The sequence below is a fragment of the Luteimonas marina genome (assembly GCF_007859325.1).
GTDB classification, from domain to species: Bacteria; Pseudomonadota; Gammaproteobacteria; order Xanthomonadales; family Xanthomonadaceae; genus Luteimonas; species Luteimonas marina.
On sequence record NZ_VOHK01000004.1, the window covers coordinates 340328 to 354366 of the forward strand.

Consider the following 14039-nt stretch of genomic DNA (forward strand, 5'->3'; position numbering starts at 1 on the left):
TGATTGGTGATTGGTGATTCGTGATTGGTAAAGAGCAAGGGCAGGCCTCCGGAACGCGGGACGTCACCGCTTTTTCCAATCCCCAATCCCCAATCCCCAATCCCCGCCGCCAGCGCTTCGCGCTGGTCGCCGGCGAAGCCTCCGGCGACCTGCTCGGCGCCGGGCTGGTGGAGCAGCTGCGCGCGCGCTTTCCCGATGCGGAATTTGCCGGCGTCGGCGGCGCGGCGATGCGCGCGGCTGGGGTCGAGACCTGGCACGATGCCTCCGAACTCGCGGTGATGGGCCTGAGCGAGGTGCTGCGGCACCTGCCGCGGCTGCTGTCGCTGCGGCGCGGGCTGCGCAGGCGCCTGCTCGACTGGCGGCCGGACGTGTTCGTCGGCATCGACGCGCCCGACTTCAACCTCGGCCTCGAGCGCGCGCTCAAGCGTCGCGGCGTGCGCACCGTGCACTACGTCAGCCCCTCGGTCTGGGCCTGGCGCGAGGCGCGCGCGGCAAAGATCGGCCGCAGCGCCGACCGCGTGCTGTGCCTGTTCCCGATGGAGCCGGCCATCTACGCCCGGCATGGCGTCGACGCGCGCTTCGTCGGCCATCCCATGGCCGACGCGATGCCGCTCAATCCCGACCGCCGCCGCGCGCGGGCCGAACTCGGCCTCGACGACGACGCGCCGGTACTGGCCGTGCTGCCGGGCTCGCGCCTGGGCGAGATCGAACGGCTGGGCGCGGTGTTCCTCGAGGCGGCCGCGCGCGTCGCCGCGCAGGTGCCCGGGCTGCAGGTCGTGGTGCCCGCCGCCACGCCCGGCTGCCGCGACGCCATCGCGCGCCTGCCCTCCGCTGCCCACCTGCGGATCCTCGACGGCCGGGCGCGCGAGGCGATGACCGCCGCCGACGTGGTGCTGCTCGCCTCGGGCACGGCCACGCTCGAGGCCATGCTCGCCAAGCGGCCGATGGTGGTCGGCTACCGCATCGCGCCCAGCACCTACCGCATCGTGAAGGCGCTCGGCCTGCTCAAGGTCGACCGCTATGCGCTGCCCAACGTGCTCGCCGGCAGCACCATCGCGCCCGAGCTGATGCAGGACGACTGCACGCCCGCGAACCTCGCCGCCGCCGTGCTGGCCTGGTTCACCGATCCGGCCGCGGTGGCGGCGCTGGAGCCGGTCTACCGCGGCCTGCACCTGGCGCTGCGCCGCGACGCCTCGGCCAGCGCCGCGGACGCGGTGGCCGGGCTCGTGCCGGAGGCGCGATGAGCCTGCTGGTCGCCGGCGTCGACGAGGCCGGCCGCGGTCCGCTTGCCGGACCGGTCGTGGTCGCCGCGGTGATCCTCGATCCCGCGCGCCCGATCGCGGGCCTGGGCGATTCGAAGAAGCTGACGGAGAAGCGGCGCGAGGCGCTGTATCCGCTGATCGTCGAACATGCGCTTGCGCACCGCATCGAGTTCGTCGACCGCGACGAGATCGACGCGCTCAATATCCTGCAGGCAACGCTGGCGGGCATGCGCCGCGCGCTGTGCGGGCTGTCGCCGGCGGCAACGTTCGCGCGCATCGACGGCAATCGGCTGCCGAAGGACCTGCCCTGCCGCGCGGAGGCACTGGTCGGCGGCGATGGTCTCGACCCGGCGATCATGGCCGCATCGATCCTGGCCAAGGTGGCGCGCGACCGGATGATGGTCGAGTTGCACAGGCAGTTTCCGCACTACGGTTTCGACCGGCACAAGGGCTACCCCTCGCCACTGCACCTGGCGGCGCTGCGCGAACATGGGCCGTGCCCGCAGCATCGCCGCAGTTTTGCGCCGGTGCAGCAATCCCTGCTGCGCTAGGGAAGGCCTGAACAACCGCCGCCATCCCCGCGAAGGCGGGGATCCAGTGTCTTTGCTGTTGGTTCCAAGGATGAAGACACTGGGCCCCCGCCTTCGCGGGGATGACGGAAACGTCAGCATCCGAGCCGGAAATGCTCCAGCGTCGGTTGCTCCTACGAACAGGCGTCTCGCGACTTGCGCGGGAACCCCATGAACATGCACGCGCTCACATTCCAGCCGTGAAGACCATCACCTCGCCCTCCCATCCAGCCTGAAGTCGCGGGTTCTCCGGCAAAACCATGCCTCCCCTTGCCGTGCCCGCACGGTTCACGCCGCCCGGCCGCTCTGGCAAGATGTCGAATCATGCCCAGGACGGCAGCGCTCCCCCGGAGGGTGATCGATGGATCGATCGAGGATGGACGATTTTGTGGCCAATGCCGCGCTGCTGGCGGCGCACCTCACCCAGCAGTGCGAGAAGGCGGTTGCGAAACAGCAGGCCGCCGCGCTGGACCTGCAGCAGTCGGCGGATGCCCTCGGGGAGGGCGTCGCCGCCGGCAAGCTTGAACTCGAACAGCACGCCCGGGGCGCCATCCGCGAGGCGCTCGCACGGGAACTGGCCGACGCTTCGCGATCGCTGGAGGACACCGTCGACCGCCTGCAGCAGCTGGGCGAACGCTTGCGGATCGAGCAATCCTCGGCCGGCCTGCGCATGCGCGTACTGGAGTGGAAGTCGATCGCGTCGCTGGCGGTCGCGGCTGCCGTCCTCGTCGGCGGCAGCGCCTACGCGGCCCGGCACAACCTCCAGCGCGCCGAGCGCGCGCAGGTCCGGGCCGATGTCCTGGAAGCGCTGCGGCACGTCGCGATCACGTCCTGCGACGGCCGCCCCTGCGTGAAGCTCGAGGACGGGCTGCAGCGCTGGACGAAGAACGACGAGTACGTCCTGGTCGACGCCGGCGCATCCGTGGAGGCGGCCGGCCGATAGCGCGCGAACGGATCGTCGCGGCAGGACCCGTGGCGATCGTGGCCCGTGGTTCCAACAAGGAGGTTCCATGAACTACCGTGTCCTGACCGCACTGCTGGCAAGCGTGCTCGCGCTGCTGGGCGGCGCCTACCTGTCGGGCTACCTGGCGCTGGTGTTCCTTGGCCTGGAGACCGGCCTGCTCAAGGCCGGCACCTGGTACGACTACGCCAGGCACCTGGATCACCCGCAGGTCGCGCGCTACGCATGGCGCATCCGGGCCGCGGGCGGCATCGGCTTCGGCCTGATGCTGCTGGCCTGGACGGCGACGCTGGTGATGCTGTTCAAGCTGCGCAGCCATCGCAACCTGCATGGGCGCGCGCGCTTCGCCGGCCTGTCCGACCTCGCCGGCAAGGGCTTCCTCGGACGCAGGGACGACGGCATCGTCGTGGGCCGCATGCACGGCAAGCTGCTGCGCCTGTCCGGCCAGCAGTTCGTCATCCTCGCCGCGCCCACCCGCTCGGGCAAGGGCGTGGGCGTGGTGGTTCCCAACCTGCTCGACTACCGCGAATCGGCCGTCGTGCTCGACATCAAACAGGAGAACTTCGACCTCACCTCCGGCTGGCGCAGGTCCATCGGCCACGAGATCTACCTGTTCAATCCCTTCGCCGGGGATCGCCGCAGCCATCGCTGGAACCCGATGACCTACGTCTCGGCCGACCCGGCCTTCCGGATTTCGGACCTCCAGGCCATCGCCGCGATGCTCTATCCCGACGGCGACGACAAGGACAGGTTCTGGATCGGCCAAGCGCGCAACGCGTTCCTGGCCTTCGCCCTGTACCTGTTCGAGACCCATGACGACCAGGTCCGGCAGGGCGTGCCCCGCGAGTTGCTGCGCCCGCCCACCCTCGGCGCGGTGCTACGCGCCGCCTCCGGCGACGGCGGGGAACTCAAGCCCTACCTGCAGGCGCTGGCCGCGAAACCCTGGCTGAGCCCGCATGCCCGAACCGCCTTCGCCGGCCTGCTGTCGCAGGCGGACGTGACCTTCGCCTCGATCATCGGCGCGTTCCGCGAACCGCTGAACCCCTGGCTCAACCCGGTGCTGGATGCGGCCACCGGCGGCGACGACTTCAGCCTCGACGACGTCCGCCGCAAGCGCATGACCATCTACGTCGGCATCCAGCCCGACAAGCTGGCCGAGAGCCGGCTGATCGTGAACCTGTTCTTCAGCCAGCTGATCAACGTCAACACCCGGGTACTGCCGCAGAACGACAAGTCGCTCAAACACCAGTGCCTGCTGCTGATGGACGAATTCACCGCCATCGGCCGCGTGGACATCATCTCCAGATCGGTGGCCTACATGGCCGGCTACAACCTGCGCCTGCTGCCGATCATCCAGTCGATGGCCCAGCTCGACGCCGTCTACGGCAAGGAACTCTCGCGCACCATCATCACCAACCACGCCCTGCAGATCGTCTACGCCCCGCGCGAGCAGCAGGACGCCAACGACTATTCCGAAATGCTCGGCTACACCACCATCCGCCGCCGCGCCCGCACCCGCTCCCACGGGCAGGGCCGCAGCGTCTCGGACAACGAAGTCATGGACAAGCGCGCACTGATGCTGCCGCAGGAGCTCAAGGCGATGGGGCCGGAGAAGCAGATCCTCCTGTACGAAGGCCTGGCCCATCCGGTGCTGTGCAGGAAGATCCGGTATTACAAGGATGGATACTTCATGAAGCGGATCAAACCCAGAGTGGAAATCTCACCACTGGACCTGCAGAAGGCGAGCGACGGCATCCGCCTGACCCTGCATCGGGAAAAAGAAGACGTGATGCGAGCACTGACGGCAACATGACAACCGTTTCGTTGCAGGCACCGACCCAACAGGAGAATCGGGCGATGAGATTTTCATATGCCGCCACAGTGGTGGCGATCGGAGTTTCCGGCGCATTCTCAGCGTGCACGCCAGGAATGCCTGTTGATGCCAATGACAATGAAACAGCCACAACCGCTGCCACCACATACCAAGCCGTTCCAGACACCCGGAGCAAGGATTGGAACGAGCGCGTCTCGATGTCGCCACATGATCTCCCTCATGAAGGCTCCGGAATGAGACCGGAGTTCTGGCGCTGCGCGGAAATTGGCGCCTGGCCGGATGCCGCTGAATGCATAGGCCATGAGCGCACCTATCAGGATGCGCGCCTGAACAGCGCCTTCCAGCAACTGATGGAACGGCTTGAGGTCGAGAATCAAACTCGAGCCACGATCGCGCAACGCGCATGGCTCCGAGCCCAGGAAGCGGATGGCATGTTCGAGGCATCCCTCTTTGACTCCCTCGGTTCAATCGGAAACTTCGAGGCCGGAAGCAACGAAGTACTTCGGATCTGCTCACGTGCAAGGCAAATCGACGGATACGCAGGATCGGAAAACCCCGACCCTGCAACCATGAAAACTCCGGAAATCTGCACAGAACCATCTTCGAGCTGCGCTGATGACGAACCAGGCAACCTGGAGTCCAAGCTGGACGACGCCTACGAGAAACTGATGAGTCTCGTTGACGACGACCTCCGGAAGAAACTGGCGGAGTCCCAGCGTGCCTGGATCGACCTCCAAGAAGCCGATGCTGAACTTGAAAGATCAATCTCCCCAAACTCATCGAGTTCTGGCAAAAAAAAGAGAAACTGCGCACGTGCCGAGCAACTGGAGAAATATGCGCTCGTGATTGAATGAAAGATCGGATGTCTGGAAACCACAAGGAAGGTGACTTATGGCACGGAACATCAATACCAGGGAACTTGAACCCCTCGCAGGGGCCATGTACTTCACCATAGGAAGAGGAACCGAGGGAGGCGCCTCTTCATACCGACTATCAGTCGCGGGCGTTGGTGAGGGCAAATGGGGATCTGTCGACGCAGTCGCGATGAACAGCGGCTACAGCTTGGGTACGATCCAGGTTGATCTTGGGCAAAGGGGCACATGGCCTCTCGGCACGGTCGAAGCACGCCCACTCACGGAAGGGGAGAAAACCTATGTAGACGCAATCATCGAGCAGTCCCATGCCCACGCCAAGAAGCATCAACTGCCCTTCACAAATGATCTGGAGAAACTGCGCACCGACCTGCTCAGCCACGGTGACGGAAGGAAAAGCCGACCCTCGATTACATTCATCGATACTGACACACGCGACAGCATGAATGCATGGGCATCATCTGATGAAGGAAGGAAGTGGATTCATACCAACATCGATTATCCGCAAGTCAGGAACATGACTCGGATTGCGATGTCGATTCTTGACAGGACCAACCACAGCGTCCAGGAAGAACGTCGCTTTGAAGCAACGAACATTCTGGCAAAGACCGCCAATCAGGTACCAGGCAAACTTGGGCGGCTGGAGAATGTACTCAACAACGGCGCAGGCTATGATGAATTGTTGGCCGAGGCCAAGGCGATTCAGGCTGGGCTACGGTACTACCACGGACCCAAGGCGGCGTCTGTTGCACAGAGTTATGAAAACAGGTACGGCATCCTAGGCGCGGAACAGTCTCTGGATCGTGCCCACGCCAAGGTTGGTTCACCCGACTACGACCCTTCGGTAGAAGCGCGTGACGTGGACATTCAGATGGCACTGCGCGCCATCGGGCAGCGCCCCCGCATCCACGTGATCAGTGACCCGACTATCGCCAGCATTCAACAGAATCTCAACGAGATTGGGTTCACCGACACCCGCGGACAGCCCCTGGTCGTGGACGGAATCCGCGGAGGCCCGGGCAGCCGGACCAACCAGGCCATCGAGGCATTCCGCACGCAGTCCAGCCTGCCCGCCGAGCGATTCAGGGACTGGAGTCCCGCCGAGTTGCTGGCCGCCACGGAAGCCGCCCTCGATACCCGACAACCGCTGCGTCGCCTCGACCGCACGATCGACGCGTTCGGCGAACGCTTCAGTGCGAACACCCCCGGAAGCACGCAGAAGGCCACACCGCGCCTGGTCAACGGCCTGCCCGACTATCTGCTGCGGGGACGCGAAGCCACACCGGCGCCATTGCTCGCATCGCAGCCCCCGCGGACCGGCGACACCGCTCCCCGCGCGCCCCAACCCGCCGCGCCCGCCCCGTCGCCACCGCAGCCCGATGCGGAACTGCAGCCCGGCCACCGCGGCACGGCCGTGCTGGCCCTGCAGGAACGCCTGCGCCTGGTCGGTGCGACGGACCGGGACGGCCGGGAGCTGCAAGCGGACGGCAACTATGGTTCGCGCACCAAGGACGCGGTCGAACAGTTCCAGTTGTGGACCGGCCGCGAGACCACCGGTATCGCCGACAGGGACACGCTCCAGGCGCTGGACGCGCAAGCCCGGTTCGCGAGCCGGCAGCGCGGGGCGGGCGTCGCCCCCGGGCGGCACGTGGCCGACAACCTGATGCACACTCCCACCGCGCCCGGCATCGCCGCCGACGTGGTGCCGCCACAGCGGATCGCCACGACATCTTCCGCCGGGACGAACCTGCCGCCGCTCCATGACCCGCAGCACCCGCAGCATGGGCTGTACGCCGAACTGAAAGCCGTATTGCCCGACTACACCAGCGAGCAGCGGCTGGCGCAGTTCACTGCCGTCCTCCACGGCGGCGGCATCCGGCAAGGGGACCTGAAGGCAATCGACATCAACGCCGATCGCGCCATGTTCATCGCGCATCACGAAGCCGGCATTTCCGTTCGGCTGGGACAGGAACGCCCGCCATCGATCGAAGACAGCCTGCAGCAGATCGAACACGATCGCCGGGGGCAGGAGGGAACGACGCGACAGATGCAGGCCGTGCCGGCCCAGAATCCACCGGCGGTGCAGCACTGATCGATCGGCCGTCGCGGGCCCGCGCAGCGCCGACCGCGCGTGACGATCCGACCGGTGCTTTACGCTTCCCGAATGCCGCGCGTGCGAGCATTTCGCACACGCCAGACGCCACCGCGGGCCCGCCCATGACGCCGACCGTCGCGCCTTTCTTCCACAAGGCCAGCAGCACCTGGAGCTATGTCGTCACCGATCCGGCGACGCGGCAGGCGGCGATCGTCGATCCTGTGCTCGATTTCGACTTGGCCTCGGGGCGCACGTCCACCCCCTCGGCGCAAGCGCTGCTCGATCACGTGCTCGGCGAAGGGCTCGACCTGCGCTGGATCCTCGAAACCCACGCCCACGCCGACCATCTCTCCGCCGGGCACTGGCTGAAGGCGCGGCTGCCGGCGGCAACGCTGGCGATCGGTGAAGGCATCCGCACGGTGCAGAAGACGTTCCGCCCGATCTTCAACCTCGGCGAACACTTCCCGGTCGACGGGTCGCAGTTCGACCATCTGTTCGCAGACGGCGAGGCATTCGCGATCGGCGACATCGCCGCGCGCGTGATCGCGGTGCCGGGCCACACCAGCGACAGCAACGCCTACCTGGTCGGCGACGCGCTGTTCACCGGCGACTCGCTGTTCATGCCCGACGGCGGCACCGCGCGCTGCGATTTTCCGGGCGGCAGCGCGGCGCAGCTGTTCCGTTCGATCCGGCGGCTGTACGAACTGCCGGACGACACGCGCGTGTTCGTCTGCCACGACTACGGCCCCGGCGGCCGCGACGTCGCCTGCGAGACCACGATCGCGGCGCAGAAGCAGGGCAACATCCACGTGCGCGACGGCGTCGACGAGGCCGGCTTCGTCGCCGTGCGCGAGGCGCGCGACCGCACGCTGGCGATGCCGGCGCTGATCATTCCCTCGGTGCAGACCAACATCCGCGCCGGCGCCCTGCCCGAACCGGACGACAATGGCGTGCGCTACCTGAAGGTCCCGCTGGACACGCTCTGATCCGGCGCCGGCCCTGCCATCGGCCGCCGGCCGGACCGCTGCCTGCGGGACGCTATAGTTCCGATCACTCCCCAACGTTCGAGGACTCCGCATGCGCCGCCGCGCCGCCCTTCCCCGCTTCCGCCGGGTCGCCGCCGGCCTCGTCGCGCTGGCGCTGCTGCCGGCCGCCGCGCACGAGCATGCGCAGGACCCGTCCCTGCGCGCATCGCAGCCGGAGCCGCCGGAGATCGCCTCGCCGGTCCCGGTCCCGCTCGACGAGGCCACGCTCGCCGCCCTGCCGCGCGAGTCGGTCAGCGCGCGCGTGCACGAGGCGACGCTGCGCTGCGAGGGCGTGCCGCTGATCGCGCTGCTGCGCGCCAGCGGCGCCATTCCCGAGGGGCGGCTGGGCAGTCCGCACCTGGCGCGCTACGTGCTGGCCGACGCGCGCGACGGCTATCGCGTGCTGTTCTCCTTGGCCGAACTCGATCCGGGCACCGGCAACCGCGCCGCGTACGTGGTCGACCGCTGCGACGGCAAGGCGCTGGGCGACGACACCGGGCCGCTGCGCCTGCTGGTGCCCGATGACGTCCGCGCGGCGCGCGGCGTGCGCCAGCTGGAGGCGATCACCGTGGTGGTGGCGCCATGACCCTGCCTGCACGGAGACCGGCGATGTTCCGGAGACTGTTCGCGACGATGGCGCTCGCCCTGCTGCTGACGGCCTGCGGCAAGCAGGACGCACCGGCCAGTGCCAATGAAGGTACGACGACGCCTCTGACCGTGTTCGCCGCCGCGAGCCTCAAGGAATCGATGGATGCGGCGGCGGATGCCTTCCGCCAGCAGACCGGCCAGCCGGTGCAGGTCTCGTATGCCGGCAGTTCCGCGCTCGCCCGGCAGATCGAGCAGCGCGCGCCGGCCGACGTGTTCGTCTCCGCCGACACCGAATGGATGGACTGGCTGCAGGAGCGCGATCTGGTCGACACCGCCACCCGCGCCGACCTGCTCGGCAACACGCTGGTGCTGGTGGCGCCGGCCGACGGCGAGGCGCAGCCGCTCACGCTCGAAAGCGGCACCGACCTGCTGCCGCTGCTCGGCGACAACGGCCGCCTCGCGCTGGCGCTTACCGACAGCGTGCCGGCCGGCAAGTACGCCAGGGCCGCGTTCGAATCGCTCGGCCTGTGGAACGCACTGCAGCCGCGCGTGGCCGAATCGGAGAACGTGCGCGCGGCGCTGCTGCTGGTCGCGCGCGGCGAGGCGCCGCTGGGCGTGGTCTACGGCAGCGATGCGCGGGCCGAGCCGCGGGTGAAGGTGCTGGCAACCTTCCCCGCCGACGCGCACCCCGAGATCGTCTATCCCGTGGCCAAGCTGCGCGCCAGCTCGCATCCGCAGGCAGGTGCGTTCGTGCAGTGGCTGGAATCGCCCGAGGCAGGCGAGCTCTTCCAGCGGTACGGTTTCATCCTGCGCTGAGGCCGCGCCTGCGTGTTCACGCCCGAGGAAGCCACCGCGATCGCGCTCAGCGTGAAGGTGGCGGTCGCAGCATCGCTGGCCAGCCTGCCGCCGGGCATCGCGGTGGCGTGGCTGCTCGCACGCCGGCGCTTCTTCGGCAAGTCGCTGCTGGACGCGCTGGTGCACCTGCCGCTGGTGCTGCCGCCGGTGGTGGTGGGCTACGCGCTGCTGGTGACGCTGGGGCACAACGGCACGGTCGGGCGCTTGTTGTCGGAGCAGTTCGGCATCACCCTCGCCTTCCGCTGGACCGGCGCCGCGCTCGCCAGCGCGATCATGGGCTTCCCGCTGATGGTGCGCGCGATCCGGCTGGCGATCGAATCGGTGGACCGGCGACTGGAACAGGCCGCTTCGACGCTGGGCGCGAACCCGCTGCGCGTGTTCCTCACCGTCACCCTGCCGCTGGCCTGGCCCGGCATCGTCGCCGGCACGGTGCTGGCGTTCGCCAAGGCGCTGGGCGAGTTCGGCGCAACCATCACCTTCGTCTCCAGCATCCCGGGGCAGACGCGCACGCTGTCGTCGGCGATCTACGGACTGATGCAGGTGCCGGGCGGCGAGGCCGGCATCTGGCGGCTGGCGGTGGTCGCGATCGCCATCTCCCTGCTCGCCCTGCTGGCCTCGGAATGGCTCGTGCGGCGCCAGCGCGGCGAGGAGCGCGATTGATGCTCGACATCGACGTCCAGCTGCGGCGCGGCCGTTTCGAGCGCCACGTGCGCATCGCCGAGGATGCACGCGTGCTGGCGCTGACCGGGCCGTCGGGCGCCGGCAAGACCTCGGTGCTGAACGCGATCGCGGGGCTGGTGCGACCGGTGTCCGGCCGCATCGCGATCGACGGCCGTACGCTGTTCGACAGCGCCGCCCGCATCGACGTGCCCACGCACCGCCGCCGCATCGGCTACGTGTTCCAGGACGCGCGCCTGTTCCCGCATCGCGACGTGCGCGCGAACCTGCTCTACGGCCGCCACGGCGCGCGCGGCGACGTCGCCTCGTTCGAACTCGACGCGGTGGTCGACCTGCTCGGCATCGGCCACCTGCTGCAGCGGCGCCCGGCGAACCTGTCCGGCGGCGAGGCGCAGCGCGTCGCGATCGGCCGCGCCCTGCTGTCGCAGCCTGCGATCCTGATGTTCGACGAACCGCTGTCCTCGCTCGACCAGGCCCGGCGCGAGGAACTGATCCCCTGGCTGCAGCGCGTGCGCGACGAGGTGCGGCTGCCGATGGTCTACGTCAGCCACACCGAGGACGACGTGCGCCGCATTGCGCATGCGGTGCACGTACTGGCCTGACGCCTGCCGTCAGGCGCCCGGGGCCGGACCCGGCGCATCGCCGTCATTCGCGGCAGGTGCCGGATCGGACGCCCGGAAATCCACCGGCACCCGCACCCAGCCCTCGATAGCCTTGCCGTTCTCGACGCGCGGCGCGAACTGCCACTGTCGGACGGCCGCCACGGTCACCGCGTCGAATACGCCTTCCGGCCGGGCGTGCTCCACCACCACGTCCTTGACGCTGCCATCCGCGCCCACTAGGACCCTCAGCATCACCCGCCCGTCCAGACCCTTGGCCGCAGCGTCCGGCGGATACTCGGGCGGGGGCAGGCGATTCGCGGGCATGGGCCCCTCGGCCGCCCGTATCGGCGATTCGGGCGCGGGTGGCGGCTCGGGGGCTCCGGCCGGACGCGCGGACCAGGCGGCATAGCTGCAGGCAGACAACATGATGCCCAGTGCGAGGATCCCGGAACGACGGCGACCGATCCCGGGTTGAGGTTGTTTCAGCATGAGGATGCGCTCCTTCAACGATTGGCTGGACTGCCAATGGCAGCCGACCGGCAGTCCAGGGACGGCCAACTGCACGTTCAACATCGCGTCTGCGTAGCGCCGACGGGCTTGGGGATGGGATGCGACCACGGTGGCGTCGCAGGCCAGTTCCTGGTCGAGGCGGAAGCTGCGCCCGGCGAAGTGCAGGAGGGGGTTGAACCATTGCAGGCAGCGCAGCGCCACCGCGACCAGGTTGGCGCGGGTATCGCCGCGCGCCAGGTGCGCCCGCTCGTGGGCGAGCACCAGGATCGCTTCGTCGGGTCCATGCCGCGATTCGAAGTCGACGGGCAGGATGATGCGCGGACGCAGGGCGCCGACGACCGCCGGACCCTCCACACGGGCACCCCGCCAATGACCCTCGGCATCGCGTTCGAGCCTGCCAATCCGCGCCAGAAAGTGCCGCTGCTGCCGTATGAAGCGCAATGCCGCCAGCGCCATGCCGATCAGCCACATACCGGCCAGTACCAGGGCCCAGTCGATGCCCGGCCCTGCCGCCGAAGCCGATGCGGCCTCGACCGCTGCCACCACCAACACGCCCGGATGCAGGGCCACCAGTTCCGGCGCCAGCACCTGGCCTGCCTGTGGCCGCGGCAGCGCGGCCGCGACCAGCGCCAGTGGCACCAGCGCCCAGGCGCCGTAGGCCACGCGGACACCGAAGGCGCGCCGCAGCGGACGGCGCAGGACCAGCACCAGCAGCAGCGCCCCGCTGACGGCGAGGCTGCCGTCGACCAGCCAGCGAAGCAGGGACTCAGCGACGGCCATCGTCGAGGTCCTCGATCAAACGACGCAATTCGTCGATGTCGGCCTGGCTGAGCTTGCCGCGCTCGCTGAAATGCGCCACCAGCGGCGCCACGCGGCCTCCGAACAGCCGGTCGAGCACGCCTTGGCTCTGGCTCGCCACCCAGGCCTCGCGCGTCAGCTGCGGCGAGTACAGGTAACGTCGACCATCGCGATCGGCACGCACGGCCCCTTTCTTCAATAGCCGGTTGAGCAGGGTCTTGATGGTCGGCTCGGCCCAGTCGCTGCGCGCCGAAAGCACGGCAACCACCTCGTCGGAACCAAGCGGGCTGCGGTTCCAGAGGACCTCCATCACAACCGATTCGGCGTCGCTGACCGGCATCGTTTACACCTGTAATTTTTATTCAGATTACAGCTGTAATCTATGTTGTCAAGCCCCTTGTTTCCCCGATGCCGCATCCGGGGCCGTCAGCCCCCCGGCATCGGCTGCCACCCGGCGGTGCACGCACCGGCATCGGATCGGACGCTACCGTCGCCAGCCCGCCCGCGCCCGTCTTCCGCTTCGGCCAGCAGCGCTGCGATCTGCGCACCAAGCGCGAGATCCCCCACCTGCCCGAAGTGCTGCGCGCGCAGCCGGCCCAGTACGTCGATCAGCACCAGCGTCGGCGTGCCCTGCATCGCGTAGGCGCGCATGGTCTGCGGGATCGGGCCATCTGCCGCCGGCGCATCGACGCCGACCGGAAAACCGATGCGGTACTCGTGCAGGAAGGCTTCCAGCGCGACCGGCGTCATCGCGGCATGGTGTTCGAACACCGCGTGCAGCCCGACCACGGCGACGCGCTCCTTCGGGAACGTCGCGTGCACGCGCGCGACCTGCGGCAGTCCATGGGAGACGCAGCCCGGGCACAGCATCTGGAACGCTTCGAGCACGATCACCCTGCCGCGCAGCGACTCCACGCCGAGCGGCGCATCGGTGTTGAACCATTGCGACACCTGCCACGGCGGCGCGGGACGCAGCGATCGTTCCATCTCGACCCTCCACGGAAACGGGGTGCCGGAGACCCGGCCATCGCGGATCTCCGGCGGAACGGCGGGCCCGGCGCATCGACTTGCCCGGCCGGGCCGGGTCATGCGCCGGACGACCGCCTCAGCGCAGGTCGGCGAGCGCGGCGCCGAAGTTGATGTGCAGCGGCTGGCCGTCGATCAGCAGCGCCGGGACCGACTTCACGCCGGCCTGCTCGGCTTCCCGCAGCCGCCCGGGCTGCTCGCCCAGGTGCACCACTTCCACGTCGTAGCGCGCGGGGTCGAGTGAATGGGCGAGTCGCTGTTCGGCGTCGACGCAGACCGCGCAGCCGGCGTGGTAGAAGATCGCCTTGTTCTGGCTCATGATCGGAACTCCTCTTGCTTGCTCTTGCAGGGTGGGTGGGAGGTA

14 protein-coding genes and 1 pseudogene are annotated in these 14039 nt (G+C 68.5%); 11 read left to right on the top strand and 4 right to left on the bottom strand.

The genetic code is table 11. The features are described from left to right. Window positions 1-23 precede the first annotated feature (23 nt). From lpxB to FQY83_RS10845, 11 genes and pseudogenes are all read left to right on the top strand, one after another. Window positions 24-1244 carry a lipid-A-disaccharide synthase gene (gene lpxB, locus FQY83_RS10790; protein ID WP_425478646.1) on the top strand — a complete coding sequence of 407 codons (1221 nt, stop codon included), beginning with the start codon at window positions 24-26 and terminating at the stop codon, window positions 1242-1244. Further along, window positions 1241-1813, top strand: a complete 573-nt coding sequence (gene rnhB, locus FQY83_RS10795; protein ID WP_146387860.1) for a ribonuclease HII — start codon at window positions 1241-1243, stop codon at window positions 1811-1813. The genes lpxB and rnhB overlap by 4 nt, the downstream gene beginning before the upstream one ends. A 379-nt stretch (window positions 1814-2192) precedes the next feature. Further along, the gene (locus FQY83_RS10805; protein ID WP_158636484.1) at window positions 2193-2774 is read left to right on the top strand and encodes a hypothetical protein; all 582 of its coding nucleotides are present in this window, start codon (window positions 2193-2195) and stop codon (window positions 2772-2774) included. Between the two features lie 67 nt (window positions 2775-2841). Continuing rightward, window positions 2842-4530, top strand: a pseudogene (locus tag FQY83_RS10810) (type IV secretory system conjugative DNA transfer family protein); the annotation flags it as partial. 71 nt (window positions 4531-4601) lie between these two features. Further along, window positions 4602-5480 carry a lysozyme inhibitor LprI family protein gene (locus FQY83_RS10815; protein WP_146387868.1) on the top strand — a complete coding sequence of 293 codons (879 nt, stop codon included), beginning with the start codon at window positions 4602-4604 and terminating at the stop codon, window positions 5478-5480. A 190-nt stretch (window positions 5481-5670) separates the two neighbouring features. Continuing rightward, entirely contained in the window at window positions 5671-7590 is a 1920-nt protein-coding gene (locus tag FQY83_RS10820) for a peptidoglycan-binding domain-containing protein (RefSeq protein ID WP_158636485.1), read from the top strand. A 125-nt stretch (window positions 7591-7715) separates the two neighbouring features. Next, the gene (locus FQY83_RS10825; RefSeq protein WP_146387872.1) at window positions 7716-8579 is read left to right on the top strand and encodes an MBL fold metallo-hydrolase; all 864 of its coding nucleotides are present in this window, start codon (window positions 7716-7718) and stop codon (window positions 8577-8579) included. A gap of 91 nt (window positions 8580-8670) precedes the next feature. Next, window positions 8671-9204 (top strand): molybdopterin-binding protein, encoded by a 534-nt coding sequence (locus FQY83_RS10830; protein WP_146387874.1) that lies wholly within the window; start codon window positions 8671-8673, stop codon window positions 9202-9204. 23 nt (window positions 9205-9227) lie between these two features. Next, window positions 9228-10022 (top strand): molybdate ABC transporter substrate-binding protein, encoded by a 795-nt coding sequence (gene modA, locus FQY83_RS10835; RefSeq protein ID WP_238333466.1) that lies wholly within the window; start codon window positions 9228-9230, stop codon window positions 10020-10022. Between the two features lie 12 nt (window positions 10023-10034). After that, complete coding sequence (modB, locus tag FQY83_RS10840; RefSeq protein WP_146387875.1) at window positions 10035-10721, top strand: molybdate ABC transporter permease subunit; 687 nt, start codon at window positions 10035-10037, stop codon at window positions 10719-10721. Continuing rightward, window positions 10721-11341: a molybdenum ABC transporter ATP-binding protein gene (locus FQY83_RS10845; protein ID WP_146387877.1), complete on the top strand. Its 621-nt coding sequence runs from the start codon at window positions 10721-10723 to the stop codon at window positions 11339-11341. Before modB ends, FQY83_RS10845 begins: the two co-directional genes overlap by 1 nt. A gap of 9 nt (window positions 11342-11350) precedes the next feature. Here FQY83_RS10845 and FQY83_RS10850 read toward each other — a convergent pair whose 3' ends face one another. The 4 genes from FQY83_RS10850 to FQY83_RS10865 form a co-directional block, all read right to left on the bottom strand. Then, window positions 11351-12631, bottom strand: coding sequence for a TonB family protein (locus FQY83_RS10850; protein WP_146387879.1), 1281 nt, complete (start codon window positions 12629-12631; stop codon window positions 11351-11353). After that, the gene (locus FQY83_RS10855) at window positions 12618-12989 is read right to left on the bottom strand and encodes a BlaI/MecI/CopY family transcriptional regulator (protein ID WP_146387881.1); all 372 of its coding nucleotides are present in this window, start codon (window positions 12987-12989) and stop codon (window positions 12618-12620) included. The genes FQY83_RS10850 and FQY83_RS10855 overlap by 14 nt, the downstream gene beginning before the upstream one ends. An 86-nt stretch (window positions 12990-13075) precedes the next feature. Next, window positions 13076-13636, bottom strand: coding sequence for a thioredoxin domain-containing protein (locus FQY83_RS10860; RefSeq protein WP_146387883.1), 561 nt, complete (start codon window positions 13634-13636; stop codon window positions 13076-13078). A gap of 118 nt (window positions 13637-13754) precedes the next feature. After that, a complete protein-coding gene (locus tag FQY83_RS10865; protein ID WP_146387885.1) occupies window positions 13755-13994 on the bottom strand; it encodes a thioredoxin domain-containing protein in 240 nt (79 codons plus the stop codon). Window positions 13995-14039: the final 45 nt, after the last annotated feature.

Excerpts from the sequence above, each read along its gene's own strand:
- rnhB (WP_146387860.1), top strand. The coding sequence starts at position 1,241 with ATGAGCCTGCTGGTCGCCGGCGTCGACGAGGCCGGCCGCGGTCCGCTT.
- FQY83_RS10805 (WP_158636484.1), top strand. The coding sequence starts at position 2,193 with ATGGATCGATCGAGGATGGACGATTTTGTGGCCAATGCCGCGCTGCTG.
- FQY83_RS10815 (WP_146387868.1), top strand. The coding sequence starts at position 4,602 with ATGACAACCGTTTCGTTGCAGGCACCGACCCAACAGGAGAATCGGGCG.
- FQY83_RS10820 (WP_158636485.1), top strand. The coding sequence starts at position 5,671 with ATGAACAGCGGCTACAGCTTGGGTACGATCCAGGTTGATCTTGGGCAA.
- FQY83_RS10825 (WP_146387872.1), top strand. The coding sequence starts at position 7,716 with ATGACGCCGACCGTCGCGCCTTTCTTCCACAAGGCCAGCAGCACCTGG.
- FQY83_RS10830 (WP_146387874.1), top strand. The coding sequence starts at position 8,671 with ATGCGCCGCCGCGCCGCCCTTCCCCGCTTCCGCCGGGTCGCCGCCGGC.
- modA (WP_238333466.1), top strand. The coding sequence starts at position 9,228 with ATGTTCCGGAGACTGTTCGCGACGATGGCGCTCGCCCTGCTGCTGACG.
- FQY83_RS10845 (WP_146387877.1), top strand. The coding sequence starts at position 10,721 with ATGCTCGACATCGACGTCCAGCTGCGGCGCGGCCGTTTCGAGCGCCAC.
- FQY83_RS10850 (WP_146387879.1), bottom strand. The coding sequence starts at position 12,631 with ATGGCCGTCGCTGAGTCCCTGCTTCGCTGGCTGGTCGACGGCAGCCTC.
- FQY83_RS10855 (WP_146387881.1), bottom strand. The coding sequence starts at position 12,989 with ATGCCGGTCAGCGACGCCGAATCGGTTGTGATGGAGGTCCTCTGGAAC.
- FQY83_RS10860 (WP_146387883.1), bottom strand. The coding sequence starts at position 13,636 with ATGGAACGATCGCTGCGTCCCGCGCCGCCGTGGCAGGTGTCGCAATGG.
- FQY83_RS10865 (WP_146387885.1), bottom strand. The coding sequence starts at position 13,994 with ATGAGCCAGAACAAGGCGATCTTCTACCACGCCGGCTGCGCGGTCTGC.